18 protein-coding genes and 1 pseudogene are annotated in these 24522 nt (G+C 68.5%); 15 read left to right on the top strand and 4 right to left on the bottom strand.

What is annotated here, in order from left to right:
- The 6 genes from FXN61_RS30155 to FXN61_RS30130 form a co-directional block, all read left to right on the top strand.
- On the top strand, positions 1–282 hold a 282-nt coding region (locus tag FXN61_RS30155; protein WP_167977389.1), incomplete at its 5' end, for a transposase.
- A 105-nt stretch (positions 283–387) separates the two neighbouring features.
- Positions 388–1890: an amidohydrolase family protein gene (locus FXN61_RS30150; RefSeq protein WP_167977388.1), complete on the top strand. Its 1503-nt coding sequence runs from the start codon at positions 388–390 to the stop codon at positions 1888–1890.
- 110 nt (positions 1891–2000) lie between these two features.
- Positions 2001–3314, top strand: coding sequence for a diaminopimelate decarboxylase (lysA, locus tag FXN61_RS30145; protein ID WP_167977387.1), 1314 nt, complete (start codon positions 2001–2003; stop codon positions 3312–3314).
- 44 nt (positions 3315–3358) lie between these two features.
- Complete coding sequence (locus tag FXN61_RS30140) at positions 3359–4639, top strand: SWIM zinc finger family protein (protein WP_167977386.1); 1281 nt, start codon at positions 3359–3361, stop codon at positions 4637–4639.
- On the top strand, positions 4636–7134 hold the full coding sequence (locus FXN61_RS30135; RefSeq protein WP_167977385.1) for a DUF6493 family protein: 2499 nt from the start codon (positions 4636–4638) through the stop codon (positions 7132–7134). The genes FXN61_RS30140 and FXN61_RS30135 overlap by 4 nt, the downstream gene beginning before the upstream one ends.
- A 5-nt stretch (positions 7135–7139) precedes the next feature.
- Complete coding sequence (locus tag FXN61_RS30130; protein WP_167977384.1) at positions 7140–7481, top strand: DUF6968 family protein; 342 nt, start codon at positions 7140–7142, stop codon at positions 7479–7481.
- On the opposite strand, the gene FXN61_RS30125 is transcribed toward FXN61_RS30130, so the two are convergent.
- The 3 genes from FXN61_RS30125 to FXN61_RS30115 are packed head-to-tail and all read right to left on the bottom strand — an operon-like array spanning position 7453 to position 10847.
- On the bottom strand, positions 7453–8883 hold the full coding sequence (locus FXN61_RS30125; RefSeq protein WP_167977383.1) for a hypothetical protein: 1431 nt from the start codon (positions 8881–8883) through the stop codon (positions 7453–7455). The two genes, FXN61_RS30130 and FXN61_RS30125, sit on opposite strands and share 29 nt — an antisense overlap.
- Before the next feature lie 60 nt (positions 8884–8943).
- On the bottom strand, positions 8944–9948 hold the full coding sequence (locus FXN61_RS30120) for a TerC/Alx family metal homeostasis membrane protein (protein ID WP_167977382.1): 1005 nt from the start codon (positions 9946–9948) through the stop codon (positions 8944–8946).
- Between the two features lie 41 nt (positions 9949–9989).
- Positions 9990–10847, bottom strand: coding sequence for a cellulose binding domain-containing protein (locus tag FXN61_RS30115; RefSeq protein WP_167977381.1), 858 nt, complete (start codon positions 10845–10847; stop codon positions 9990–9992).
- 405 nt (positions 10848–11252) lie between these two features.
- Here FXN61_RS30115 and FXN61_RS52955 point away from each other — a divergent pair, with 405 nt between their 5' ends.
- From FXN61_RS52955 to FXN61_RS55780, 5 genes are read left to right on the top strand one after another with little or no spacing between them, the layout of a single operon-like run.
- A complete protein-coding gene (locus tag FXN61_RS52955; RefSeq protein ID WP_246292191.1) occupies positions 11253–13436 on the top strand; it encodes a pectinesterase family protein in 2184 nt (727 codons plus the stop codon).
- Entirely contained in the window at positions 13433–14308 is an 876-nt protein-coding gene (locus FXN61_RS30105; RefSeq protein WP_312878092.1) for a carbohydrate ABC transporter permease, read from the top strand. The genes FXN61_RS52955 and FXN61_RS30105 overlap by 4 nt, the downstream gene beginning before the upstream one ends.
- Positions 14305–15189, top strand: a complete 885-nt coding sequence (locus FXN61_RS30100) for a carbohydrate ABC transporter permease (RefSeq protein WP_167977380.1) — start codon at positions 14305–14307, stop codon at positions 15187–15189. Before FXN61_RS30105 ends, FXN61_RS30100 begins: the two co-directional genes overlap by 4 nt.
- Positions 15190–15198: 9 nt before the next feature.
- Positions 15199–16470, top strand: coding sequence for an ABC transporter substrate-binding protein (locus FXN61_RS30095; RefSeq protein WP_167977379.1), 1272 nt, complete (start codon positions 15199–15201; stop codon positions 16468–16470).
- Positions 16467–17612 (top strand): enolase C-terminal domain-like protein, encoded by a 1146-nt coding sequence (locus tag FXN61_RS55780; RefSeq protein WP_167977378.1) that lies wholly within the window; start codon positions 16467–16469, stop codon positions 17610–17612. Before FXN61_RS30095 ends, FXN61_RS55780 begins: the two co-directional genes overlap by 4 nt.
- A 38-nt stretch (positions 17613–17650) precedes the next feature.
- Here FXN61_RS55780 and FXN61_RS30085 read toward each other — a convergent pair whose 3' ends face one another.
- On the bottom strand, positions 17651–18415 hold the full coding sequence (locus FXN61_RS30085) for a pectate lyase (protein WP_167977377.1): 765 nt from the start codon (positions 18413–18415) through the stop codon (positions 17651–17653).
- Between the two features lie 190 nt (positions 18416–18605).
- Between FXN61_RS30085 and FXN61_RS30080 the strand changes: the two genes are divergently transcribed.
- The 4 genes and pseudogenes from FXN61_RS30080 to mmuM all read left to right on the top strand — a co-directional run.
- Positions 18606–19517, top strand: coding sequence for a pectate lyase family protein (locus FXN61_RS30080; RefSeq protein WP_246292190.1), 912 nt, complete (start codon positions 18606–18608; stop codon positions 19515–19517).
- 268 nt (positions 19518–19785) lie between these two features.
- Positions 19786–22176: an endo-1,4-beta-xylanase gene (locus FXN61_RS50945; protein ID WP_223165658.1), complete on the top strand. Its 2391-nt coding sequence runs from the start codon at positions 19786–19788 to the stop codon at positions 22174–22176.
- A 238-nt stretch (positions 22177–22414) separates the two neighbouring features.
- Positions 22415–23449 carry a LacI family DNA-binding transcriptional regulator gene (locus tag FXN61_RS30065; RefSeq protein WP_167977375.1) on the top strand — a complete coding sequence of 345 codons (1035 nt, stop codon included), beginning with the start codon at positions 22415–22417 and terminating at the stop codon, positions 23447–23449.
- A gap of 88 nt (positions 23450–23537) precedes the next feature.
- Positions 23538–24304, top strand: a pseudogene (gene mmuM, locus FXN61_RS30060) (homocysteine S-methyltransferase); the annotation flags it as partial.
- Positions 24305–24522 lie beyond the last annotated feature (218 nt).

Here is a 24522-nt window from a genome sequence, read left to right as displayed (position 1 = left end):
GTCACCAGCCTCACCCCCGACCAAGCCGGTCCGGCGCAGTTGGCCGCCTACACCCGCGGCCACTGGGGCATCGAGAACAAGCTGCACTGGATCCGCGACGTCACCTACACCGAAGACGTCTCACGAGTGCGCACCGGCACCGCACCCCGCACCATGGCCAGCCTGCGCAACCTCGCCATCAACGCCCACCGCCTCGCCGGCCACACCAGCATCACCACCGGCCTCCGCCACACCAGCCGAGACTTCACCCGACCACTCACACTCCTCGGAATCCACCCCTGACCAGCACCGACACGACTTTGCCGGAACCCTGGGGGCCGACCCCACTGCTCCGCCTCTCCCAGGTCGCTACCTTGGTGGTAGGGGACTTCGGGGGAAGGTGGAGCAGTGGGGGATCTGGCACGCCGGGACGTGTTGTCCTGGCTGGGGAAAGGCGCGCTCGGGGCGGCGGTGCTGGGGGCGGCCGGACCACCGGCGTTCGCTGCCGGCGGAATGGTGGCGCTGAGAGGGGCCACGCTCATCGACGGCACCGGCCGCGCGCCCGTGCGTGACGCGACGGTGGTGCTGGCAGGGGACCGCATCCTCGCCGCCGGTCGGCACCGCGACGTGCCGCGCGGCGTGCGGGTGGTCGACGTCGCCGGGAAGTACGTGATCCCAGGTCTGTGGGATCTGCACACGCACGCCACGTACTTCGAGAACACCGTCGCACCACTGCACGTCGTGCAGGGCGTCACCGGCATTCGTGAGATGTGGGGCCTGCCCGAGACGCACGACACGCGCCGGCGCATCGAGTCCGGCGAGGTGCTGGGCCCGCGCATGGTGATCGCGAGCGCGATCGTCGACGGTCCCGGTGCCATCTGGCCCGGCGCGGACATCGTGCGCACCCCGTCGGAGGCTCGTGCGGCGGTGCACAGGGCCAAGGACGGGGGAGCGGACTTCGTCAAGGTCTATTCGTTCCTGTCGCCCGAGTGCTATGCCGCCATCGCTTCGGAAGCGCGCAGGCTGAGGATCCCGTTCGCGGGCCACGTGCCCGCGCGGGTGCCGGTGCAGGACGCGCTCTCCCAGCACACCCACGAACACCTCTACAACCTGTTCACGTCCACTTCGGACAACGCCGACGAGCTCTACGCGCGGCTGCGATCCCTGCCAGACGACCCGGCCGACCCGAACTGGTGGGGCCGGCAGTCGGGCCGGATCGAGCGCGCCGCCGTCGCCACGCACTCACCGTCCCGCGCCTCGTCACTGTTCGCCGCGATGGCCGAACGCGGTACGTGGCAGTCGCCGACGTTGTTCGTCGAGCGGAACATGTCCCGTTCGCCGGAGAGCATCGTGAACGACCCGGTGGCGCTGGAGCGGATGCGCTACGTCCCGGTCGACCTGCGCGCGCAGTGGCAGGCGATCATGTCGGGCCGGCCGGCGCGCACACCGGAGGAAGTGGCCGAGCTGGTTCGGTTCGGCGATGCGCGCATGCGTCTGCTCCGGTCCATGCACGAGGCCGGCGTCGGTGTCGTCGCGGGAACCGACGCGGGCTTCGCCTACGTGTTCCCCGGGTTCTCGCTGCACGACGAGCTCGCGCTGCTCGTGCGCGCCGGGTTGCCGCCGATGGCGGCGTTGCGGGCCGCGACCAGCGAGGCGGCCCGGTGCCTGGGGCTCGACCACGAGACGGGCACGGTCACGCCGGGAAAGCAGGCGGATCTGGTCGTGCTGGACGCGGATCCGCTGGCGAACATCACGAACGTCAGCCGCGTCCACGCCGTCGTGTCGCGCGCCGTTACCTCGGACCGGCCGATCGGGCGAGGGTGCTCGCGGAGATCGAGGCCGCCGCGCGGGAACCCGTCGAGGCACCGGCGACGCCGCTGGGGTGCTGCGTGCATTGAGTGGAGGCACTGATGTGGCCGCCGCCACCGTGATCGTCAGAATCGCGTCAAGGTGAGGGGTGCCCGTGTCAGGGTCTCGTCCGGGGCCTGGGCACGGGCGTCCGCCAGGCGTGTGCTGGACGTATGACACTCGCCGAGTTGTTGCCCAGCATCGGATGTTCCACCGAGCCGGTGCTGGAAGAGGGTCTGTGGCCGGACGGCACCCGTCTCGACGGCGCGGACCTGGTGATCGGTGGAGTCCCCGCCACCCAGCTCGCGGCCCGTTTCGGCACCCCGTGCCAGGTGCTCGACGAGCGGACGGTCCGTTCCAGGGCAAGGGCGTTCCTGCGCGCCCTGCCGGACGCCGAGGTCGTGTTCGCGGACAAGTCGTTGCCCTGCCCCGAGGTCTACCGGTGGATGGCCGCAGAAGGACTGTCGCTGGACGTGTCATCGGCAGGAGAAGTCGCCCTCGCCCGCGCCGCCGGGTTTCCGGCCTGGCGGATCGTCTTGCACGGCAACGTGAAGACCAGCGAGGACCTCAAGGCCGCACTGGAGCACGGCGTCTCGCGGATCGTCGTCGACTCGTTCGACGAGATCGCCCAGCTCGGATCCCTGGCACGGCACGGCCAGGAGGTCATGATCCGCGTGACGCCCGGTGTGGACGCGCACACCCACGCGGCGATCGCGACCGGTGTGGAGGACCAGAAGTTCGGCTTCTCGCTGGCTTCTGGTGCCGCCCTGGAGGAGATCCTGCGAGTCGTCGAGCAGCCGTCGCTGCGGCTGGCCGGCCTGCACTGCCACATCGGTTCCCAGGTCCGGCACGTGGCGTCGTACGAGGAAACCGTGCGCCGTATGGTCGGCTTGATCGCGTCCTGCGGCGTCCGGATCGAGCAGCTCGACCGGGGTGGCGGCTTCTGCGCGCCGTACCTGCCGGGCGAGTCGTCGTTCGACCTCTTCGGTTTCTCGCAGCGGGTGCTCGGCGTGTTGCACTACGAGTGCGCGGTGCACCGGGTGCCGGTGCCTCGCCTGCTGGTCGAGCCAGGACGCTCGATCGTCGCGAACGCCGGCGTGACCCTGTACCGGGTCTGCGCGGTCAAGCGCGGCGTCACGAGAACCTTCGTGGCTGTGGACGGCGGCATGAGCGACAACCCGCGTCCGGCCTTGTACGGCGCCAAGTACGCGGTGCGTCTGGTCGGGCGCGGCGGAAAGCTGCGATCGGCCACGGTGGTCGGCAGGCATTGCGAGGCCGGCGATGTGCTGGCTGAGGACGTGCTTCTGCCCTCGGACGTGCACTCCGGCGACTTGCTCGCGGTGCCCGTGACGGGTGCCTACCACCACGCGTTGGCCTCGAACTACAACCAGGTGTGCCGTCCGCCGGTCGTCGCGGTGCGGGACGGCGTGGCGCGGCCGATCGCGCGGCGTGAGACGGAGGAGGACCTGCTGCGCCGACATGTTTGATCGTTCGGCCGCGGAATCGAACGCTTGTTCCCTAAAGTGGCGCGATGCACTCGTACGCCTACGTCGCCGACTCCCGGCTGGACGAGACGCGTCGCGCCCTGGGACTGCAGACCTCCGGAGGCAGGGCACCGAACCCGCGTTTCTTCACCGGGTTCCTCGGCGACTCGCAGCAGGCAGCCACGGCGTTGCTCGCCATCGCGAAGATCGCGGGCACCCGCTACTTCCAGCCCACCACCGAACGGCTCAGGGATCCCGTCGTCACGTGCAACGGTGACCGGCTGCGCTTCGAGTCGTTCTCCGGCTGCTGCGGCGTCTACGCCCGGCTCGACGTCCTCTCCGGGGCACTCGACGGTGAGGTGCACGACCGAGGCACCACCAACGTCGACGTCAACGAGCCGCTGCGACGGGCTCTTGCCCGTGTCACCAAGGGCGATCCGCTGCACCTGACCGTCGGGCCGGACCAGGTCGAGGTCGGCACGCTCGACGGAGCGATCGTCGAGAAGAAGGTGCCGTTGCCGCCGCGCTGGCTGCGGGGCTTCGCGGAGACCCAGGTGCTGACCTCGCGCTTCGACCTGAAGGCCGAGCTCGCACCTGCCGACGCCCAGCGGTTCCTCAAGACGCTGCCCAAGGGGCGCGCGGCGGTGTGGGCCGTCCCGTCCGGGAAGAGCTTGCGGCTCAGCGGAACCGCGTCGGCGAACGCTGTGTGCCTGGCGAGCCCGAACCGTCTCGAAACGCTCATCCCGTTGCTGCGCTTCGCCAAAGCCGTCCGCCTGTACGGCCCGCCCGCCGACGGCAAGCCGGTCGCGAGCGGCTGGGAGATCGACCTCGGCGCGCAACGGCTCACGCTCGTCCTCTCCCCGGAGGTCAACCGCGGCCTGTCCGGCGAAGGTGCGGTCCTCGACGGCCTGGCCGCTGGCGACGCCGACACCGACGCCGAACTCGTCGGCGCCCTGCTGGACTTCGAGCCCCGCGTCGACATCGCCGATCTCGCCGAACGGTCCGGGCTCACCACAGCAAGGGTCAAGGACGCGCTGGCGCAGCTCGGGACAGCCGGGCGAGTGGGCTACGACCTGGCCGAGGCCTCGTACTTCCACCGCGAGCTCCCGTACGACGGCGCCGACGTTCAGGCGATGAACCCCAGGCTGCGCAACGCGAAGGCGCTGGTCGAGCAAAAAGCAGTTCGCTGGGACGGCGACACCGCACTGGTCGGCGACCATCGGGTCAACGGAGAGGCGTGCACCTGCCAGTGGTGGGCCGAGTACCGGGGCGGGCGCGGCAAGTGCAAGCACGTGCTGGCGGCGGACATGGTCAGGGGGAAGGCGTGACGTTCGACGACATCCGTGCGCTGATCGAGGCCGACAAGACCTCGTCACTCGGCGAAGCGCTCAACACCCTCAGCCCGGACGAACGCAAGGAGCTCGCGAAGGACCTGATCGCGTACGAGAAGAAGCACAGGGCGGGCGACCGGAGCTGGCACCACCAGGAGACGCTCGCGATCGCGGGCGCCGGGTTGCTGCCGAACGCCTCGGCGCTCACACCGTGGCTGGTGCGCTACCGGATCTGGAACCACCACAGGAGCCAGGAGAACGCGACCGCCGTGGTGCTCGACGTGCTGCGGCACCGCGAGCTCGCGTGGCTGCCGGACCTGGTCTCGAGGCTCGGCGCCAAGATCCCGACGCGCAACCTGTGGCGGCAGGACCTGCTGAGGGTGGTCCTGGAGTTCTGCGGGGAGAACCCGCCGGACTCGGACGGGTTCCTGTTGCACTTCATGGACTTCGGCGGCCACACGAGGTGGCGGCCCGGCTTCGACGCGCTGATCCCGCGCATGCTCGAGGTCGTCGGCGCCGGCGCGATCTTCGCGAACACCCGGCAGTGGACTGGGTTCCTGCGCGAAAGAGCAGACCGGCGAGTGCTCCTCGACGGCTGCCTCGCCCGGCTCCAGCAGGGCGGTGCCGCCAAGGAGATGGAAGGTTTCCTGGCGCTGCACGAAGTCCTGAACGTCACGATGGACGAGACCGCTGAGCACGCGCGGGACTACGTCGCGATGCTGCCGGACTCGCGTTCGACCGTCGCCACGCTCGCGCAGAACCGGCTGAAGTGGCTGGACGACGCGAAAAGGCTCGACTTCGACCTGCTGTGCGACGCGAGCCGGTGGGTGTTCGGCCGCACCGAGAAGAAGCTCGTCCGCGCCCAGCTCACCTGGCTCGGCAAGCACGCCAAGTCCACTCCGGACGAGGTCGTGCTGGCCGCGGCGGAGCTGTTCGCGCACGAGTCGGACGACCTGCGCGGCCAGGCGGTCAAGCTGGTGGCCAAGCACCTGACGAGGATCAGCGACGCCACGAAGACCGAACTGCGGGCGCTGGCCGGGCAACTGCCATCCGACCTCGCCGCACAGCTCGGTGTCGAAGCGGTGGTGGAAGAAGCCGTCGCGCTCGCCCCGTTCGTGCCGCGTCCCTGGCCGGAGCCGATCGCCACGGTCGACGAGCTGACGCGTGAGGTGCTGTCGTTGTTCGGCCGCAACGCCGGGCACATCGATGCCGTCACCACCGAGCGGATCATCGACGCGGTGGTCCGGTTCACCTGGCAGGACAGGGAAGCCGTCGCGAAGGCGTTCCAGCCGATCTACGACAAGTACCCGTGGATCCAGAACCGCAGCGCGTACGAGTACTACCCCGACCACGCCAAGCGCGATCCCCGGTCCGAGTTCACGGCGATCATCGTGGCCGCTTCCGTGCCGCCGCGACAGGTCGGTCCGTTCGCGTCGGCGCTGGACTCCGCCAGGACGTGGCTGGAGCAGCTCAAGCGGGCACAGGCCGGCTCGGTCAGCGAGCAGCTCGCCCTGCGGCTGCACGAGATCGCGCGAGGCCTGGTGCACTCACCACGTCCCGCCCTGGTGTCCGTCCCGACCGAGGCGTCCGGTCTGCTCGACCCCGCCACGCTGCGGGAACGGCTCGCCAAGGCCGAGGCCGAGGGCTGGGAACCGTGGCCGCGCGACCTGAAGCAGGCGTACCACCGGCTGCCGCGCGACGTGGGCGGTGAGGCGTTCACGTCGTTGCCCGGCAACGCGGGCCGGCTGCTGCGCGAGTGGCTGAGAGACCGCTCCGACCCAGGGGTCGAGCTGGTCGAACGCACGCGCACCACGCCCGACTACGGCTACTACCGCCCGTCGGTCACGGAGAAACGGCTGCTCGCAACGGTCAATCCCGGCTTGCCGGAGCCGGAGAAGCACTGGTTCGGCCACGACGAGTGGGGCCCGATGATCGAGTGGTGGCCCGCCCTCCTGCCCGTGCAGCGCGAGGTCGTGGCGGCTCACCTGGTGCCGCACTTCGCCTACCGGCGCGCCTCGAAGGGCGGCGACGGCCCGCTGCTGCCGTTGCTCGCCGAGGCGGACGGCCCGATCGGCGCCGCGATGCACCTGGCGCTCGCGTACGGGCTCGGTGCGGAGCTCACGGTCAACCGCGCCCACGCCGTCGACGCCCTGCTCACCCTCGCGTCACGCGGCCAACTCGACGGCAAGGAACTGGGTTCAGTGATGGGCCTGCTGCTGGAACGCGGCGACCTCGCGCTGAACCGGATCGTGCCGGGCCTGCGCGACCTTGCCCGGTCCGGCGCTGCCAGGCAGGTGTGGGACCTGCTGGTGGCGGCGTTGCCGGCACTGTGGACGCACAACCGGGTGGCGGACGTCATCGAGCTGGCGGTCGAACTGGCCCAGCTGCTCAAGCCGGGCGGCGACGTCGAAGGCCTCACCGAGGTCGCGGCGCGCAAGGGCTCCAGCAAGGCGGTCGTGCAGGCCAAGCGGCTGATGACCGCACTAGGCTGAAGGGCATGGAGCTGGGAGAGATCGTCGCGGAACGGCGGATCGAGGGCGTGGCGCAGGACGGATCGCACTTCGAGGTGGTGATCAGGTTCGGCGCGCCGCGCCCGGACCCGTTGAGCAGCAACGGCGACTGGGAGTGTCCACACCAGATCGTCGGCCTCGGCGACGAGACCGTCGATGCGGCGTTCGGCGCGGACTCGTTGCAGGCGTTGCTGCTCAGCGTCTACGCCGTGCGGATCAAGCTGGCCGAGTCGGACGGCACCCTGGACTGGCTGGGCATGCCCGAGCTCGGCTTGACCGTCGATCCACTGCTCAGCACGCTCACGCACCCCGTCCCAGGTACTTCTTGATGCAGTGAACGACTCCCAGACGGCTGGCGAAGGCGTTGAAGTCGGCGAGCCGGACCACCGAGAACCCCAGACCCGTCCACAGCCGGTCCATCTCGTCGTCGATCACGGCGAGGTCGGCCTGCTCGCCGTGGCCGAACGTGGGCAGGTAGACGGTGCGCCCGGTGCTGGAGCTGTTCTCCACCAGGCAGTTGTTCCAGGTGATGTGGTGCCACGACCGGACGTGGATCGTGGACTCGGGCTGCGCCCCCGCCGTCGTGAACTCACCGACGACCTCACGCAGCTCGGCGCCGTCCGGGGTGCCGGCGAAGTCGCGCAGCGCGGCGAACGTGAGCTGCTGGGTGATCTGCGGCCGGTGGACGAGCGGGTTGCGTGAGACGGCGAAGCCGCGCCGGTCGAACTCGACCGCGATTTCGTCGTACGCGGTCTGCAGGGCGAACGGTGACTTCGTGCCGAGCGCGGCGTCGGCGAGTTCCGGGCTGCCCACGAGCACGCGGAACCGGCCGTCGTCCGCCGGGCCGGCCAGCGTCACGAACATGTCGATGTGGAAGATCGGCTGGAGGTCGCCGGTGCCGCCACCCGGCAGGTCGAGCAGGTACTGGCCGGCTTCCGCGGTCGCGTAGTACTTCTTGAGGCCCAGCGGCCGTTTCGTGCCGACGAGCTGGAGCTCGCGGGCGCTGTCGACGTGCCTGCTGAACAGTTCCCGCACGAACTCGACCTCCGTGCGGCCCTCCGGCACGCTGACCGGCAGCTCGCCGCTGCGGATCAGCTCGAGCGTGTCGAGGAAGTAGTCGGTGCCGAGCAGCCAGAAGTCGTCACCGATGAGGCAGTTCCCGCCCTGGAACACCAGCGGGGCCTGGCTCGCCCGCACCGAGGTGTGCTCCTCCACGTTGTCCGCGATCAGCGAGTCGCCCGAGCGAGGGAACGACCACGGCTCCAGCAGGTACGTCCGGGTCTCGTCGATGTCGTCGGCGTCGACGAGAGCCAGGTAGCCGTCCTCGGCCCAGTCGGTGAAGTCGACGTAGTCGGGCATCGGCACGTACGACACGTTCGCCGCGGGATGCCCGCTGAACCACTCCTCGACGGTCTGCCGATCGCTCTGGTGGTGCACCACCACGAACCGGGTCCCGGCTCGCATCGCGTTGATCACGGAGCGGTAGCCCGCGGTCAGCTCGGGGGTGTGCACGCCGTAGGAGGGGAACGAGAGCAGCAGGCTCTCGATCGACCCCGACCACGACGAGATCAGGCTGGGGCGCTGGACACCGGGCCTGGCGCGGAACACGTTCAGCGTGGCGGCACGGGTGGAGTCGAAGGAGGGGAACAGGTCCCGGTCGGTGCGCTTGTGGTGCGGCGCGTCGGGAACGAGGAAGCGGTAGGCGGCGTCTCCGTACGTACCGGCACCCACGGTGTACCTCCGAGCTCGGCTGGTCGCGTCCGGGCAGGATCCCACAGCCGTCAGAGGGCGTCAGTCCGTTTCGGTCTTGTCCTCCCGGTGACCGCGCAGCGAGCCGGGGTGCGCCTTGGCCGTCGGGTCGTTGCGGGTCTTGATGAGGCTCGCGACGGTCACGACGACGAGGATCGAGATGATCACGCCGAGACTGAGAGGCGTGGGCACCTCGGGGACGCTCGCGGAGATGTCGACGTGCGCCCAGTGCAGGATCAGCTTCACGCCGATGAACGCCAGGATGATCGCGAGCCCGGCCGACAGGTACACCAGCCGGTCGAGCAGTCCCTTGACGAGGAAGAACAACGCGCGCAACCCCAGCAGTGCGAACGCGTTCGCGGTGAACACGATGTAGGGCTCCTCGGTCACACCGAACACAGCGGGGATCGAGTCGAGCGCGAACAGCAGGTCCACGCCGCCGATCGCGACCAGGACGACGAACAGGGGAGTGGCCATCCGCTTGCCGCCGACGCGCGTGAAGATCCTGCCGCCGACGTAGTCGTCCGTGACCGGCAGGAGCTTGCGCGCGGTCGTCACCACGACGTTGTTCTCGACGTCGGGATCCTCGTTGCGGTGCCGGAACAGCTGCACGGCCGTGTAGATCAGCAGCAGGCCGAAGAGCAGGAACATGAACGAGAACAACGCCAGCAGCGTTGCGCCGACGGCGATGAAGATGCCTCGCATGATCAGCGCCAGCACGATGCCGAACGTCAGCACCTTGTGCTGGTGCTCCTCCGGCACCAGGAACGTCGTCATGATGATCACGAAGACGAACAGGTTGTCGACCGACAGGCTCTTCTCGACGATGTAGCCGGCGAAGTACTCCGCGCCGAACCCGCCGCCGTGCGCGCTCGCGAACCACACGCCGAACCCGATCGCGACGAGGATGTAGAACACCGACCACAGGCTGGCCTCGCGGAAACCGATCCGGTGCGGGCGCGCCGCCGCGAGCACGAGGTCGACCGCCAGCAGCACGACGATCAGCCCGATCGTCACCGCCCACGTCAGTCCGCTGATCTCCAGCACAGAGCACTCCTCCACGACGTCCTGTTCGTCTTAAAAGGACGTTACCGGATCTGGCACGGGTGATCGTTCAGGGAGAACGCGGCCGGCGCGGGGTTGTAGGCGCGGTAGCTTCCGGTGTACCCGACCACCTGTTTGCCTCCCACCGGGATGTTCGCGGTGTAGGAGACGTTGGTGGCACTCACTTCGGCGCCTGACTGTTTGCTCGTCGCGTTCCACATGTCCGTCACGACCTGGCCGCCGGTGAACGTCCAGCGCAGCGTCCAGCCGGAGATCGGCGTGTTGCCCGTGTTGGTGATCGTCACGTCGGCGTTGTACCCGATGTTCCACCGATGGGTGACGCGGTAGCTGACGGCACAGCCGAACACGGCGGGAACCGTGGTGGTCGGCACGGGCGAGGGCGCCGTGACGACGGGTGGCTGTGGCTGTCCCGTGGTGGCGGGCGGCTTGGCCTGGCCGCGGCAGGGATCGCCCCACAGCCCGAGCCCTGACTTGGTCGCGGCGACCTCGGCTTCCTGGAACGCGGGGTCGTGCGGCGAGTCACCGCGCAGCACCCCCTGGCTGACGGCGAACAGCGCGTACTCCGTGCCGTCCTCGAGCCACAGCGGCGCCTCGTCGACGACGGCCGGGTCACCGGGGTCGACCTTCACCGACTTGTCGAGCAGGAACGCCTTGGCGAACGCGGTGGCGGCTTTCGCCCAGCACTCCTCGGGCGCGGCGAGCCCGGCGATGCGGATCCGCGTGCCGTCCGACAGCAGGACGGTGCGGCCGTCCTCCACCCCCTGGACGGTCAGCGTGTTCGCGATGGTCGGTGGCGCGACGAGCCGGTGCGTGGACGGTGGGCCGGACGCGATCGGTACGGGCGATCCCGTGCATCCGGTGACCAGAAATATCGCGGCCATCGCCAGGACTGTCGATCTGGGTCTCATTGTTCCCCCGGTACTGCGGTAGTACGAGCCGAACTGGGCAATGGCCGAGAAAGTTAGACCAGACGGCGGGCGTGGTCAATACGAGACTGATGAGTATCGTTCGACGATCATACTGTCGAATCTCATCGAAACTCCTGGTAGTGGCGCTGGGCCTCTGTTCGACGACGCGATAGATCGTGATGAGCACGTCACCTGACATGCAGGTCGGGGGCCTGGGCGGCCAATTCGAGCAATTCGACTCGAATTCTTGTCGAATTCCACCTCGAATTGTCGAACGCATTCATTTCGTTGACGCCCGGCGCACGCGTTCGTAATATCCGGTTCACGCTCGTGGACGGCGTTCATGAATGTGAACAACCATTCGAAGGGTATTGCGCCATGCGATTGTTCGTACGTGCGCTTGTGCTGGCCTGTGCCTGCACGGGGCTGGTGAGCGCACCCGCGCACGCCGGTCATGACCCGGCCAGGCAGGTGCTGCCCGCGGGGGACGGGTGGGCCTCGAGCGGGTCCGGGACGACCGGTGGCGCCGCCGCGCCCGCCGCTCACGTGCACACCGTGCGCACCCGAGCGGAGCTGGTCACCGCTCTGGCCGCACCCGCGCCCCGGATCATCCGGATCAAGGGCGTGATCGAGGCGAACACCGGCGCCGACGGAAAACCGTTGGAGTGCACCGACTACGCGACCGGCGGCTACACCCTGCCCGCCTACCTCGCCGCCTACGATCCCGCGGTCTGGGGCCGCGACCGCGACCCGGAAGGACCCCTCGAAGACGCACGGGCGGCCTCCGCGCGCAACCAGGCGGCCGTGATCGGCCTCGACGTCGGCTCCGACACGACGATCATCGGCGCCGGCCCCGGTGCCGGGATCACCGGTGGCAGCCTGCGCGTTCACGGCGCGCGCAACGTGATCGTGCGCAACCTGACCTTCCGCGACACCAGCGACTGCTTCCCGAGGTGGGATCCGAACGACAACAGCCCCGGCGCCGCGCCGGGCAACTGGAACTCGCTGTACGACTCGGTGTCGGTGCAGAAGTCGGAGAACGTGTGGGTCGACCACAACACGTTCACCGACGAGCCGAACGTCGACAGCACCCAGCCGCTCTACTTCAGCAGGCCCTACCAGGTGCACGACGGCCAGCTCGACATCACCGCGGCCGCCGACCTGGTCACCGTGTCGCGCAACGTCTTCACCGAGCACGGCAAGACCATGCTGATCGGCGGGTCCAACACCTCGACGACCGACCCCGGCAAGCTGCGGGTCTCGGTGCACCACAACGTCTTCCGCAACGTCCAGGAACGAGCGCCGCGCGTCCGGTTCGGCCAGGTGCACGTCTACAACAACCTTTACGAAGGCTCCCCGGTGTACAGCTGGGGCGTCGGCGTGCACTCGCAGATCTACGCCCAGAACAACCACATCCGCGGCATCGCGCCCGAGAAGGTCGTCTACAACTGGGGCGGCACCGCGATCACCGACACCGGCAACCTCGTCGACGGCAAGCCACTCAGCCTGGTCGACGCGCACAACACCGCGTTCCCGGACAAGCGGCTCGGCACGGACGCCGGCTGGACGCCCACGCTGAACCGCGGCCTCGAACCCGCGTACCGGATCAGGCACCTGAAGGCGGGTGCGCAGCCGGCAGGCCATCACCTGGTGGTGGGCCACGGCTTCTCGACTGTCCAGTCGGCGATCGACGCCGCTCCCGCCGGCGCCGTGATCACCCTGCCGAAGGGCGTGTACCGCGAGGTCATCAAGATCCCCGCGAGCAAGAAGGGCCTGACCCTGCGCGGTGCCACCGGACGCGCGCAGGACGTGGTGATCGACTACGACAACGCGAACGGCACGAAGAAACCCGACGGCACGACGTACGGCACGTCCGGCAGCGCCACCGCGACCATCGCCGCCGACGACTTCAAGGCGCGCGACCTCACCTTCCGCAACTCGTTCGACCGCAAGAAGCACCCGGAGATCACGAACACCCAGGCCGTCGCGGTGAAGGCCACCGGCGACCGGATGTTCTTCGACCGCGTGCACTTCGAAGGCCACCAGGACACCCTGTACGCCGACAGCCCGAACGTGACCACGCGCTCCCGTCAGTACTACCGGGACTGCGCGATCACCGGTGACGTCGACTTCCTCTTCGGCCGCGCCACCGCCGTGTTCGACCGGGCCACGATCACCGCGCTGAACCGCGGCGGCGACCCGAACGGGTACATCACCGCCGCCAGCACCCAGCGCGCCAACCCCTACGGCTTCCTGATCGTGGACTCGCAGATCCGCAGCGACGCACCGGCGGGCACCTACTTCCTCGGCAGGCCGTGGCACCCCGGCGGTGACCCGGAGGCGATCGCGCAGGTGGTCATCCGCAACACCTCGCTGCCCGCGGCGATCAAGGCGGCACCGTGGACGGACATGTCCGGATTCCCGTGGCGTGAAGCCAGGTTCGCGGAATACCGCAACACCGGACCCGGCGCCGGCAAGGGCACCGACCGGCCGCAGCTGACGGACGAGCAGGCGAAGCGGTACACCAAGAGCGCCTACCTGGGCGGGTGGAACCCCGCGTGAGGACCCGCACCTGGGCGCCGTACGTGCTCATCGCACCGACACTGCTGCTGATGGCGGTGTTCCTGGTCTATCCGATCGCCAGCGTCGGGTGGTTCAGCCTGCGCCAGCACACCGTCACCCAGCCGTGGAAGAACGGCTTCATCGGGTTCGAGAACTTCCGCCGGATGCTGTTCGACGACCCGTTGTTCTGGCAGAGCCTCCTGTTCAGCGCGAAGTGGGTCGTCGTCGAGGTCGGCCTGCAGCTCGTGCTGGGCCTGGTCCTCGCGCTGATCGTCAACGAGACCTTCGTGGGCCGCGCGATGGCACGGTCGCTGGTGTTCTCCCCGTGGGCGGTGTCCGGCGTGCTCACCACCGGCATCTGGATCCTGCTCTACAACCCGTCCACTGGCATCTTCCAGCAGCTCGCGCAGTGGGGGATCGGCGATCCCGGCACGTCGGTGCTCGGCGACCCGGCGACGGTCTTCCCCGCCACGGTGGTCACCGAGCTGTGGCGCGGGGTGCCGTTCTTCGCGATCCTGCTGCTCGCCGATCTGCAGACCATTCCGAACGACCTGTACGAGGCCGCGTCGGTCGACGGCGCCGGGCGATGGCGCCGGTTCGTCAGCGTCACCCTGCCGCACCTGCGCGACGCGATCGTGCTGTCGACGCTGCTGCGTGCGGTGTGGGAGTTCAACAACGTCGATCTGATCTACACGCTCACCGGCGGCGGTCCGGCGAACCAGACCACGACGCTGCCGCTGTACGTGGCGCGCAAGGCCGTGGACTCGCACGACTTCGGCTACGGCTCGGCGCTGACGATGGCCGGCTTCGTGATCCTGCTGTTCTTCTCCGTCCTCTACCTGAGGCTGTCCAAGTTCGGGAGCCGGGCATGACCCAGACACTCAGCCGCCAGGAAACCCCGGTCTCGCCACCGCCTCCGGCCCCACCGCGACGCAAGAAGCACCGTGATCCATCGCGGTTCTTCCGGCTGTACCTGCCGTTGGTGCTCTACCTGCTGTTCACGCTGATCCCGTTCTACTGGATGCTGGTCTTCGCGTTCAGACCGGCGGGGGAGACCACCCTGCTGCCGTGGCCGATCACGTTCGAGCACTTCGACACCGTGTGGAACGACATCGGCTTCGGGTTGTTCTTCCAGAACAGCCTGCTCATCGCGCTCGGGACACTGGTGACGGTCACCGTGTTCGCGGTCATGGGTGGTTACGCGTTGGCGCGATTCAAGTTTCGCGGCCAGCGGGTGTTCCTGCTGGCGTTGCTGTGCACGCAGTTCATCCCCGGCGCGATGATGCTGATCCCGTTGTTCGTGATCTTCAAGAACGTCGGGCTGCTGAACAGCCTCACCGGTTTGATCATCGCGGACACCGCGTTCCAGCTGCCGCTGGCGCTGATCCTGATGAGCGGGTTCGTGCGCAACGTGCCCGTCGAGCTCGAAGAGGCCGCGATGGTCGACGGCTGCTCGCGGCTGCGGGCGTTCTTCGCGGTGACCCTGCCCCAGCTGCGGCCCGCCCTGGTGGCCGTCGGGTCGTTCGCGTTCATCGGCGCCTGGAACAACTTCCTGTTCGCGCTGATGTTCGCGAGCAGGCAGGACAAGTTCACGCTGCCGGTCGGGCTGAGCTACGCGCTGGGGGAGTTCAACACCGACTTCGGGGCGCTCGCGGCGGGCGGCGTCGTCGCCGCGGTGCCGGTCGTGCTGGTTTTCGCTGTGGTGCAGCGGTTCCTGGTGCAGGGACTCAGCGCCGGTGCCGTCAAGGGTTAGGGGAGAAGCATGAAGAGACTGCTGGTCGCGCTGGCACTCGTGCTGAGCGCCTGCTCCGCCGGGGGACAGGACGGTCCCACGACGATCACGTTCTGGGACAACAACGGCGGCCCCGGCCGCACGCCCATCTACGAAGAGCTGATCAAGCGGTTCGAGGCGGCGAACCCGAACATCAAGGTCGAGTACGTCGGCATCCCGAGCTCGTCGGTGCAGCAGAAGTACGACACGGCGATCGCGGGCGGGTCCACCCCGGACGTCGGCGGCGTCACGACCTCCTACCTCGCGCACCTGGTGGGGCAGGACGCGCTGGAGCCGTTGGACGAGCGGCTGGAGTCGGGCCCGCTGAAGGGGAAGCTGCTGCCCGGCCTGCTGGAGACGGTGCGGCAGACCGCGATGGACGGCAAGCTCTACGCCGCGCCCGCGTCGGGCAACCTCGACGTCATCTGGTATCGCTCGGACCTGTTCGCCGAGCAGAAGATCGCCGTCCCGGACACGTGGGACCAGTTGGTCGACGCGGCCGCGAAGCTGACCAAACCCGCTGACAACAAGTACGGGTTCACCATCCGCGGTGGTGCCGGCTCGGTCTTCCAGCTGCTCGCCGAGGCCTACTCCTACTCGGGCGTCGACAAGTTCTACGACGGCGGCAAGAGCACGGTCTCGGACCCGCGCAACGCCGAGCTGGTCAGCAAGATCGCGGGAATCTACAAGAAGTCCACGCCGGAAGCGGACGTGAACAACAACTACACGCAGATGGTCGCGCAGTTCACCGGCGGCACGGTGGCGATGATGCACCACAACCTGGGCTCCACCGCCGACGTGATGAAGGCTCTCGGCGCCCAGAAGGTCAGCGCCATGCCGTTGCCGAAGGGCCCGTCCGGCAAGCGCACCGTCGTGCCGAACCCCACCGACGGGTTCGCGGTGTTCAAGGGCAGCAAGAACCCGGACGCGTCCTGGAAGTTCGTCGAGTTCCTGACCTCCGCGGAGAGCAACGGGTACTGGAACGAGAAGGTCGGCCAGATCCCCGCCAACACCGACGTGCGCGGTGCCGAGTGGATCCAGAAGAACCCGGCCGTGAAGATGGCGCTGGGTGTGCTGGAGGACCCGGCGACGATGCTCGTGCCCGCGCCCGTCTACCTGCCGGAGTACTCGTCGATCACCAAGACCGACACCGAGCCGCTCTACCAGAAGGTGCTGCTCGGCCAGATGTCCGCGCAGCAGTTCCTCGACGAGCTCGCGGCCAAGCTCACGACCGCCCAGCAGGAGTGGGAGAAGCGCAAGTGATCGAACGAGTGGCCGTGCGCACGTTCACCACGACCGCGTGCACGGCCGTGGATCCCGAGGGCCACCGGCATCCCGCGCAGGAGCACGAGGTGACCGAGGCGCTGCTGGAGATCACCGACACCGACGGCGTCACCGGGTACTGCCAGATCCAGCCGGATCATCTCCGGCCCGCCGTGCTGGACAAGCACGTGCGACCGGTGTTGAGCGGGCAGGACCCCTGGGACCGCGAACGGCTGTGGCGGTTGATGGCACGGCGGCAACGGGGAGCGGGCGGCGGGTTCACCGACCGCGCGCTGGGGTTCGTCGACACGGCGCTGTGGGATCTCGTGGCACGCAAGGCGGGGCTGCCCGCGTGGAAGCTCGCCGGCGGTGCCCGCGACCGGATCCCTGCCTACGCCAGCACGATGTGCGGGGACGCCGACGGCCTCGCGACGCCGGGCGACTACGCGGACTTCGCCAAGCACCTGGTGTCGACCGGCTATCAGGCGATCAAGCTGCACACCTGGATGCCGCCTGTGCCGGGAGCGCCGAGCGTCGCGCGTGACATCGCGGCCTGCCGCGCGGTGCGTGAGGCAGTCGGGCCAGACGTCGCGCTGATGCTCGACGCGAGCCACTGGTACTCGAGGACGGAAGCGCTCCGGCTGGGCAAAGCGTTGCAGGAGCTGGACTTCTACTGGTTCGAGGAACCGATGGAGGAGGCGTCCATCAGCTCGTACCGATGGCTCGCAGGCCAGCTGGAGATCCCGGTGATCGGCCCGGAGGTGGCGTGGGGCAAGCATCTGACGCGCGCGGAGTGGATCACCGCGGGGGCGTGCGACATCCTCCGCGCGGGTCCTGCCGGGTCCGGTGGCATCACTCCGGTGCTCAAGATCGTGCACCTCGCGGAGTCGTTCAACCTGGACTGCGAGATCCACGGCAACGGCACCGCCAGCCTGACGGTGCTCGGTGCCACCGACGCGGGCCGGTGGTACGAAAGGGGCCTGCTGCACCCGCACGTGGACTTCGACCGCGTGCCGCCGCATCGGAACTCGATCGCCGACGCGCTCGACGAGAACGGCGACGTGACGCTCTCGTCGTTGCCGGGAATCGGTGACGACTGGAATTTCGAGCACATCGGTTCGCACACCGCCGAAATGTGGTGACGAAAATGGCCCCGGGAACGTTTCCCGGGGCCATTTCGCTAACGGTAGGTCACGTCCGACGTTTTGTAGAGGCAGTTCGTGCTGTCCGGGCCGCTGCCGATCTTGGTCGGCTCGCCGCTCGTGACGCCCCTGTACTTCTCGCAGACGACGATCTTGCGGCTGCTGTCGCCGACGATCGTGATCTTCGAGAGCCGCGCGGTGTCGCCGTAGTTGGTGTTGATGCCCACCAGAGTCTTGCCCGGCGAGAACGCGGTGATGTTCTCCAGCACGACGTTGCGCTTGTGCTGCGTCTTGCAGTTGCCGCAGGACCGGTAGAGCTTGCCGAAGTCGTCCACCTGGAAGTTGCGGATGACCATCGTGCCCGGCCCGTTGTGCTGGAACACCTTGTCCGACGCCTTGCGTGCGCCACCACCGTTGACGGTCATGGTCTGCGACGACGACGTGCCCTTGAACGTGGCCGCGTCCTCGCCGACGTCCTCCCACCACACGTTGGTGAGCGTGCACGTGCCGAGGCAGTGGATCCCGTCCGCGGCGGGGGCGCCGAGGACCACGTTCTTCAGCGTCGCGCCGTCGGCGAGCTGGAAGATCGGGTCCTGGTTCTCGTTCTGGCCACCCGACCCGAGCTTGCCCGTGCCGTAGAACCGCTTCATGCCACCGTCGTAGGTGCCCGCCGGCACCTTGATGGTCGCGCTGACCGGCTTCGGCCCGGTGGGCGTGGGAAACGTGCTGCCCGCGGCCTGGGCCTGGAGTGCGAGAAATGCGGTCAATGCCATGGCCAACGCCGTTGTTGCCAGTTTCTTCATGTGCGCTCCGCTTGCAGGGGATGCGCGGCGGTATTTTGATCGTAGAGCGGCTGCTCTTTCTGTCAACTATTGTCGAGAATTCGATTCGAATATCATCGAATTGGTTGACCGGTGTGTTCGGTGCTCGCTACCTTCGGTGCACCGCCGCTCACTACCGGAAGAGCGTGGAATGATTCCAAAACGCGCAGCATTGATTTCCGCAGTAGCACTCGTCGCCGGTGTGGTCGCTGTTCCTCAGGCCGTGGCCGCGCCGTTCGGGCTGGTCGGCTGGGCCACCCAGGGCGGTGGCACGAACGGTGGCGGCAGTGCCGCACCGGTCACCGTCACCACGGCGTCCGCGTTCGCCGCGGCCGTGCAGTCGTCGAGCCCGGCGGTGGTGCGGGTCTCCGGCACGATCTCGCTGTCGAGCATGACCAGGATCGCCTCCAACAAGACCATCGAGGGCGTCGGCTCGACCGCGACCATCACCGGGCAGGGCTTGAACATCTCGAACGTCTCGAACGTGATCGTGCGCAACCTCAACTTCCGCAACTGGGGTGACGACGCGATCAACGTCCAGTACTCCAGCCGCGTGTGGGTCGACCACAACAGCTTCTCCAGTGGCTACGACGGTGCCGTCGACGTCAAGCGCGCGTCCGACTACGTCACGGTGTCGTGGAACAAGTTCTCCAGCCACGACAAGACGATGCTGTTGGGCCACAGCGATGGCAACGGGTCGGAGGACCGGGGCAAGCTGCGGGTGACCTACCACCACAACTGGTTCGCCGGCACCAAGCAGCGGCACCCTCGGGTGCGGTTCGGCAACCCGGTGCACGTCTACAACAACTACTACGGCGGCGTGGTGGACTACGGCGTCGCGTCCACCGTGGAAGCCGGTGTCCTGGTCGAGGGCAACTACTTCGAGAACACCGAGGACCCGTTCCACCGCGGCGAGGGCAGCTCGCCCGGCGGCTCGCTGGTCGCGCGCAACAACCACTTCGTCAACTCGGGTTCGGGTGATCAGGGCGGCTCGGTGAAGAGCATCCCGTACTCCTACCCGCTCGACGGCGCGAGCAGTGTGAAGAGCGTGGTCACGGCAGGCGCCGGGGCCGGTCGCGGCTGACGGGACCAGGGGGCGTCCTCCGTGGTGTAGGGCGTCCCCGCCCTCGCCTGGGAGCGTTCCCGGAATTCCACTCGAAGGGAGTAGCAAGAGGGCTCCAAGGCGGACGAGTGGGGGAACAAACGTTGGCCCGGTCGGGCCAACAAGCAGCGCTGGGTGGCCGAGCGACTACTTTCTGTGCGACCGGTTGGTCCAAGTGACCCGCGTTACAGTGCGGTGAAATCTGGGAGCGCTCCCAGTTCGCTACCCGGCGCTCTAGGAAGAGACCACCATGAAACGACTCCTGCACGTGCTGCTGCTCGTGCTGGCGTCGACCGCCGTCGTCGCAACCCCGACTGCGACGGCGGCGACCGGCGACGGCTACTGGCACACGAGCGGCGCCCGGCTGCTCGACGCGAACAACCAGCCGGTGCGGATGACCGGCATCAACTGGTTCGGCCTGGAGACCGACACCTACAGTCCGCACGGCCTGTGGGCGCGCAACTACCGCGAGATGCTCGACCAGATGAAGTCGTTGCGCTACAACGTGGTCCGGCTCCCGTACGCCTCACAGCTGTTCGACTCCGGCAGCACGCCGAACGGCATCGACTTCACGAAGAACCCCGATCTCGCCGGCCTGTCGGGTGTCCAGGTCATGGACAAGATCGTCGAGCACGCCGGCCGGATCGGCCTGAAGATCGTGCTGGACCGGCACCGGCCGAGCTCCGCGGGCCAGTCCGCGCTCTGGTACACCGACGCCTACCCGGAGACGCGCTGGATCAACGACTGGGTGATGCTCGCGCGGCGGTACGCGAACAACCCCACGGTGATCGGCGCCGACCTGCACAACGAACCGCACGACCCTGCGTGCTGGGGCTGTGGCGACACCACGCGCGACTGGCGGCTGGCCGCGGAACGCGCGGGCAACGCGGTGCTCGCGGCCAACCCCGACTGGCTGATCATCGTCGAGGGCATCGGCGACAACTACTGGTGGGGCGGCAACCTGCAGGGCGCGGCGGCGGCGCCCGTGCGGTTGAACGTGGCCAACCGCCTCGTGTACTCGGCGCACGACTACGCGACCTCGGTGCACGAGCAGTCCTGGTTCAAGGATCCGGCGTTCCCCTCGAACCTGGCGGGGATCTGGGACCGCAACTGGGGTTACCTGGTGAAGAACGACATCGCGCCGGTCTGGCTCGGTGAGTTCGGCACGACGTTGCGGGATCCACGTGACCAGGTGTGGTTGCGGACTCTGCTGGAGTACCTGAACAACGGGTTCAGCTTCGCGTTCTGGTCGTGGAACCCGAACTCCGGTGACACCGGCGGCATCCTCAACGACGACTGGACCACGGTCAACACCACCAAACAGGCCTACCTGGACCCGTATTTGGTCGGCACGCCACCGGGACAGGGACCGGCGCCTGAGCCGAGCGGGTCCTGCAAGGTGACGTACAGCGTGCCGAACGACTGGGGCACCGGGTTCACCGGCGCCGTGTCCATCACGAACACCGGCACCGCGCCGATCAACGGCTGGACGCTCGCGTTCTCGTTCCCCGGCAACCAGAGGATCACCAACGGCTGGGGTGCCACGTGGACCCAGACCTCGGCGACCGCGCTGGACTGGAACCGGACCATCGCACCCGGCGCGACCTTGTCCGGCCTCGGGTTCAACGGGACCTACAGCGGCACGAACGGCTCGCCCGCCGAGTTCAAGCTCAACGGCCAGCTGTGCAACGCGCCGAGTGCCGCCAAGCCGTTGCGGGAACTGGCCGCTGCCAAGGGGAAGTACTTCGGCAGCGCGATGACCGTGTCCGAACTGGAGGACACGCCAAACCGTGTGCTGACCGCACGCGAGGCCGGCGTCATCACCGTCGGCAACGAGCTGAAGTGGGATGCCACCGAGCCCTCTCGTGGTCAGTTCACGTTCACCGGCGGCGACCGGATCTGGGCGGGAGCGGTCGCCGCCGGCCAACGCGTGCGCGGGCACACCCTGGTGTGGCACAACCAGACCCCGCAATGGGTGCAGGACCTGCCCGCCGACCAGTTGCGGCAGGCGATGCTCGACCACATCCGTGAGGTCGCGGGCCACTACCGCGGCAAGGTCTTCGCCTGGGACGTGGTCAACGAGGCGTTCGAGGAGAACGGCTCACGGCGGCAGTCGTTCTGGCAGCAGAAGCTCGGTGACGGCTACCTCGCGGAGGCGTTCCGCGCGGCCCGTGCCGCTGATCCGGACGCCAAGCTCTACTACAACGACTACAACATCGACGGGCTCGGCGCGAAGAGCGACGCGGTGTACGAGCTGGTGCGGTCGTTCAAGCAGCAGGGCGTGCCGATCGACGGCGTCGGGTTGCAGGGACACCTCCTCCTCGGTGGCGTGCCTGCCTCGCTGCAGCAGAACCTGCAGCGGTTCGCGGATCTCGGCGTGGACGTCGCGATCACCGAGCTGGACGTGCGGATGACGTTGCCGGCGGACTCCACGAAGCTCGCGACCCAGGCCTCGGACTACGGCGCGGTGGCCAGGTCCTGCCTCGCCGTGCCGCGATGCGTCGGGATCACCACGTGGGCGCTGTCCGACAAGCACTCGTGGATCCCGTCTGTGTTCCCCGGCCAGGGAGCGGCGCTGCCGTTCGATGAGGCGTTCGCTCCCAAGCCCGCCTATCAGGCACTGGTCACGGCCTTCAGCTGACGCGGAGATGTGAACGTGCTCACGCTCCGTGTCGGCCTGCTGTACGACGCGGAGCGTGAGCCGCAGCTCGGCTGAGCTGCAGCAAGCTTCTGTTCTGGAAGTTTCCAGACGACACAATTCGTCTGGACCACAGATCGCAAACAATGTTAACGCGAACATTACCCTTGAGTTCACCTGAGCACGCTCCCTATCGTGTCCGGAACGCATCGGGTGAAGTGGGTGCGCGAGAGGGGTCGGTGTGGTCACCATCGCGGACGTCGCACGGCACGCGGGTGTTGCCCCGAGCACTGTCTCCTACGTGCTCACGGGCAAACGGTCCATCTCGGCGGACACCAAGTCGAGGGTTCGCGAGAGCATCAGGGCGCTCGGCTATCTCCCCCATGCGGGCGAACGCACACTCGGCACCAGCCGGGCGAACGTGATCGGGCTGGTGCTGCCGCTGCGTGCGGGCCTGCACCTTCCGGTGATGATGCGGTTCGTGACAGCCGCCGTGACGGCCGCGCGCAGGCACGACATGGACGTGCTGCTGATGACCTCGGAGGACGGTTCGCAGAGCCTGCGCAGGGCGGTGGACAGCGGGCACGTCGACGGTTTCCTGGTGATGGACGTGGAGATGGAGGACGACAGGGTCCCGTTGCTGCGGGAGCTCTCGAAGCCGTCCGTCCTCATCGGACATCCGGCGGCGACGAAGGGCCTCACCTGCGTGGACCTCGACTTCGAGGCGGCAGGCGCGAAGTGCGTGGACCACCTCGCCGACCTCGGGCACCGCTCGATCGGCTTCCTCGGCGCCCCGAGCGCGGTGTACCGCCGCAACACCGGTTTCGCCCACCGGGCGATGGCCGGGTTCAGCGCGGCGGCCATGCGCAGGGGCATCGCCACGACGGCCATGCCCGCGGAGGAGGACTACGAGTCGGTGCTCAGGTCCATCCAGGCGCTGATCCGCGCGCACCCGGCGATGACAGCGCTGGTCGTGCACAACGACGCGGCGCTCGGCTGGGTGAGCTCCTGCCTGCGCACGGCAGGGCGGAAGGTGCCAGGTGACGTCGCCGTGGTCGCGATCTGCCCCGACGAGCTCGCCGAACAGGTGTCGCCACCGCTCACGTCGGTGCGGCTGCCGGTGGAGGAGCTCGGCAGGCACGCGGTGGAGCTCCTGGTCGGCAAGCTGGACGGCCGGCCGGTGCCGCCGCTGCTGTTGCTGCCGCCACGGCTGACCCGGCGCGTGAGCACCCCGGAGCTGGCCTCTGCCCGGTACGGGGCGGCGTCGTCCAGCTGACCGGCGTGCCAGGGCGGCGCGGACGTAGGATCGCGGGGTGGAACTCGCGGATGCCTTGGCGCGCAAAGTGGTGGTGCTGGACGGCGGGATGTCGACGGCGCTGGAGCTCGCCGGGCACGACCTGTCCGACGCGCTGTGGTCGGGAAGGCTGCTCCTCACCGATCCCGGCGCCGTGCGCGACGCGCACCTGGCGTACTACCGGGCGGGCGCCGAGGTCGCCATCACCGCCAGCTACCAGGTGACGTTCGAAGGGTTCGCCAGGAAGGGCATCAGCGCGGAGGAGACCGCGCGTCTGTTGCGTGCCAGCGTCACCCTGGCCCGTTCCGCCGCCTCCGATGTGGACGGACAGCGCTGGGTCGCGGCCTCTGTCGGGCCCTACGGCGCGATGCTCGCGGACGGATCGGAGTACCGCGGCCGCTACGGGCTCAGCAAGGCGCAACTCGTCGAGTTCCACCGGCCGCGCATCGAGGAGCTGACGAAGGCCGGCCCGGACGTGCTCGCCGTCGAGACCGTCCCGGACGTGGACGAGGCCGAGGCGGTGCTGGAGGTCGTCCGCGGCAGCGGGGTGCCTGCCTGGCTCTCCTACAGCGTCCGTGGCGACAGGACGTGCGCCGGCCAGCCGCTGGAGGAGGCGTTCGCGGTGGCCGCGGGTGTCGACGAGGTGATCGCCGTCGGCGTGAACTGCTGCGCGCCTGAGGACGTCGCTCACGCGGTCAGCGTCGCCGCCAAGACCGGGCTGCCGTGGTGGTCTATCCGAACAGCGGTGAGCAGTGGGACGCGCGGGAGCGTGCGTGGACCGGGGACGGCACCGGCTTCTCCTCGCTGGCGGGGGATTGGACCGAGCAGGGCGCCAGGCTGGTCGGCGGATGCTGCCGGACCGGCCCGGACGCCATCGCGGTGCTCGCCAAGGCTCTAGGGCGGCAATAGCCGGCTGAGGCGGTCATGGGCAACGCCGGTTCGCGGGTCGGCCGCCCCTAGACGAGTAAGTCCTAAGTCCGGGCGGTGGCTGCAGACGGACGAAGGGTGTTCAAGATCAGTTTGTGACGACCGACCTGAACACCCTTCTCACCGCA

Origin of the sequence: Lentzea indica (assembly GCF_012184385.1) — a bacterium.
Taxonomy (GTDB): domain Bacteria; phylum Actinomycetota; class Actinomycetes; order Mycobacteriales; family Pseudonocardiaceae; genus Lentzea; species Lentzea indica.
Note: the sequence above shows the minus strand (reverse complement) of the source record. Positions and strands in the feature narration are given on the sequence as shown.

Coding starts and splice junctions, on each gene's coding strand:
- lysA (WP_167977387.1), top strand. CDS start 2,001: ATGACACTCGCCGAGTTGTTGCCCAGCATCGGATGTTCCACCGAGCCG.
- FXN61_RS30140 (WP_167977386.1), top strand. CDS start 3,359: ATGCACTCGTACGCCTACGTCGCCGACTCCCGGCTGGACGAGACGCGT.
- FXN61_RS30130 (WP_167977384.1), top strand. CDS start 7,140: ATGGAGCTGGGAGAGATCGTCGCGGAACGGCGGATCGAGGGCGTGGCG.
- FXN61_RS30115 (WP_167977381.1), bottom strand. CDS start 10,847: ATGGCCGCGATATTTCTGGTCACCGGATGCACGGGATCGCCCGTACCG.
- FXN61_RS52955 (WP_246292191.1), top strand. CDS start 11,253: ATGCGATTGTTCGTACGTGCGCTTGTGCTGGCCTGTGCCTGCACGGGG.
- FXN61_RS30100 (WP_167977380.1), top strand. CDS start 14,305: ATGACCCAGACACTCAGCCGCCAGGAAACCCCGGTCTCGCCACCGCCT.
- FXN61_RS30095 (WP_167977379.1), top strand. CDS start 15,199: ATGAAGAGACTGCTGGTCGCGCTGGCACTCGTGCTGAGCGCCTGCTCC.
- FXN61_RS30085 (WP_167977377.1), bottom strand. CDS start 18,415: ATGAAGAAACTGGCAACAACGGCGTTGGCCATGGCATTGACCGCATTT.
- FXN61_RS50945 (WP_223165658.1), top strand. CDS start 19,786: ATGAAACGACTCCTGCACGTGCTGCTGCTCGTGCTGGCGTCGACCGCC.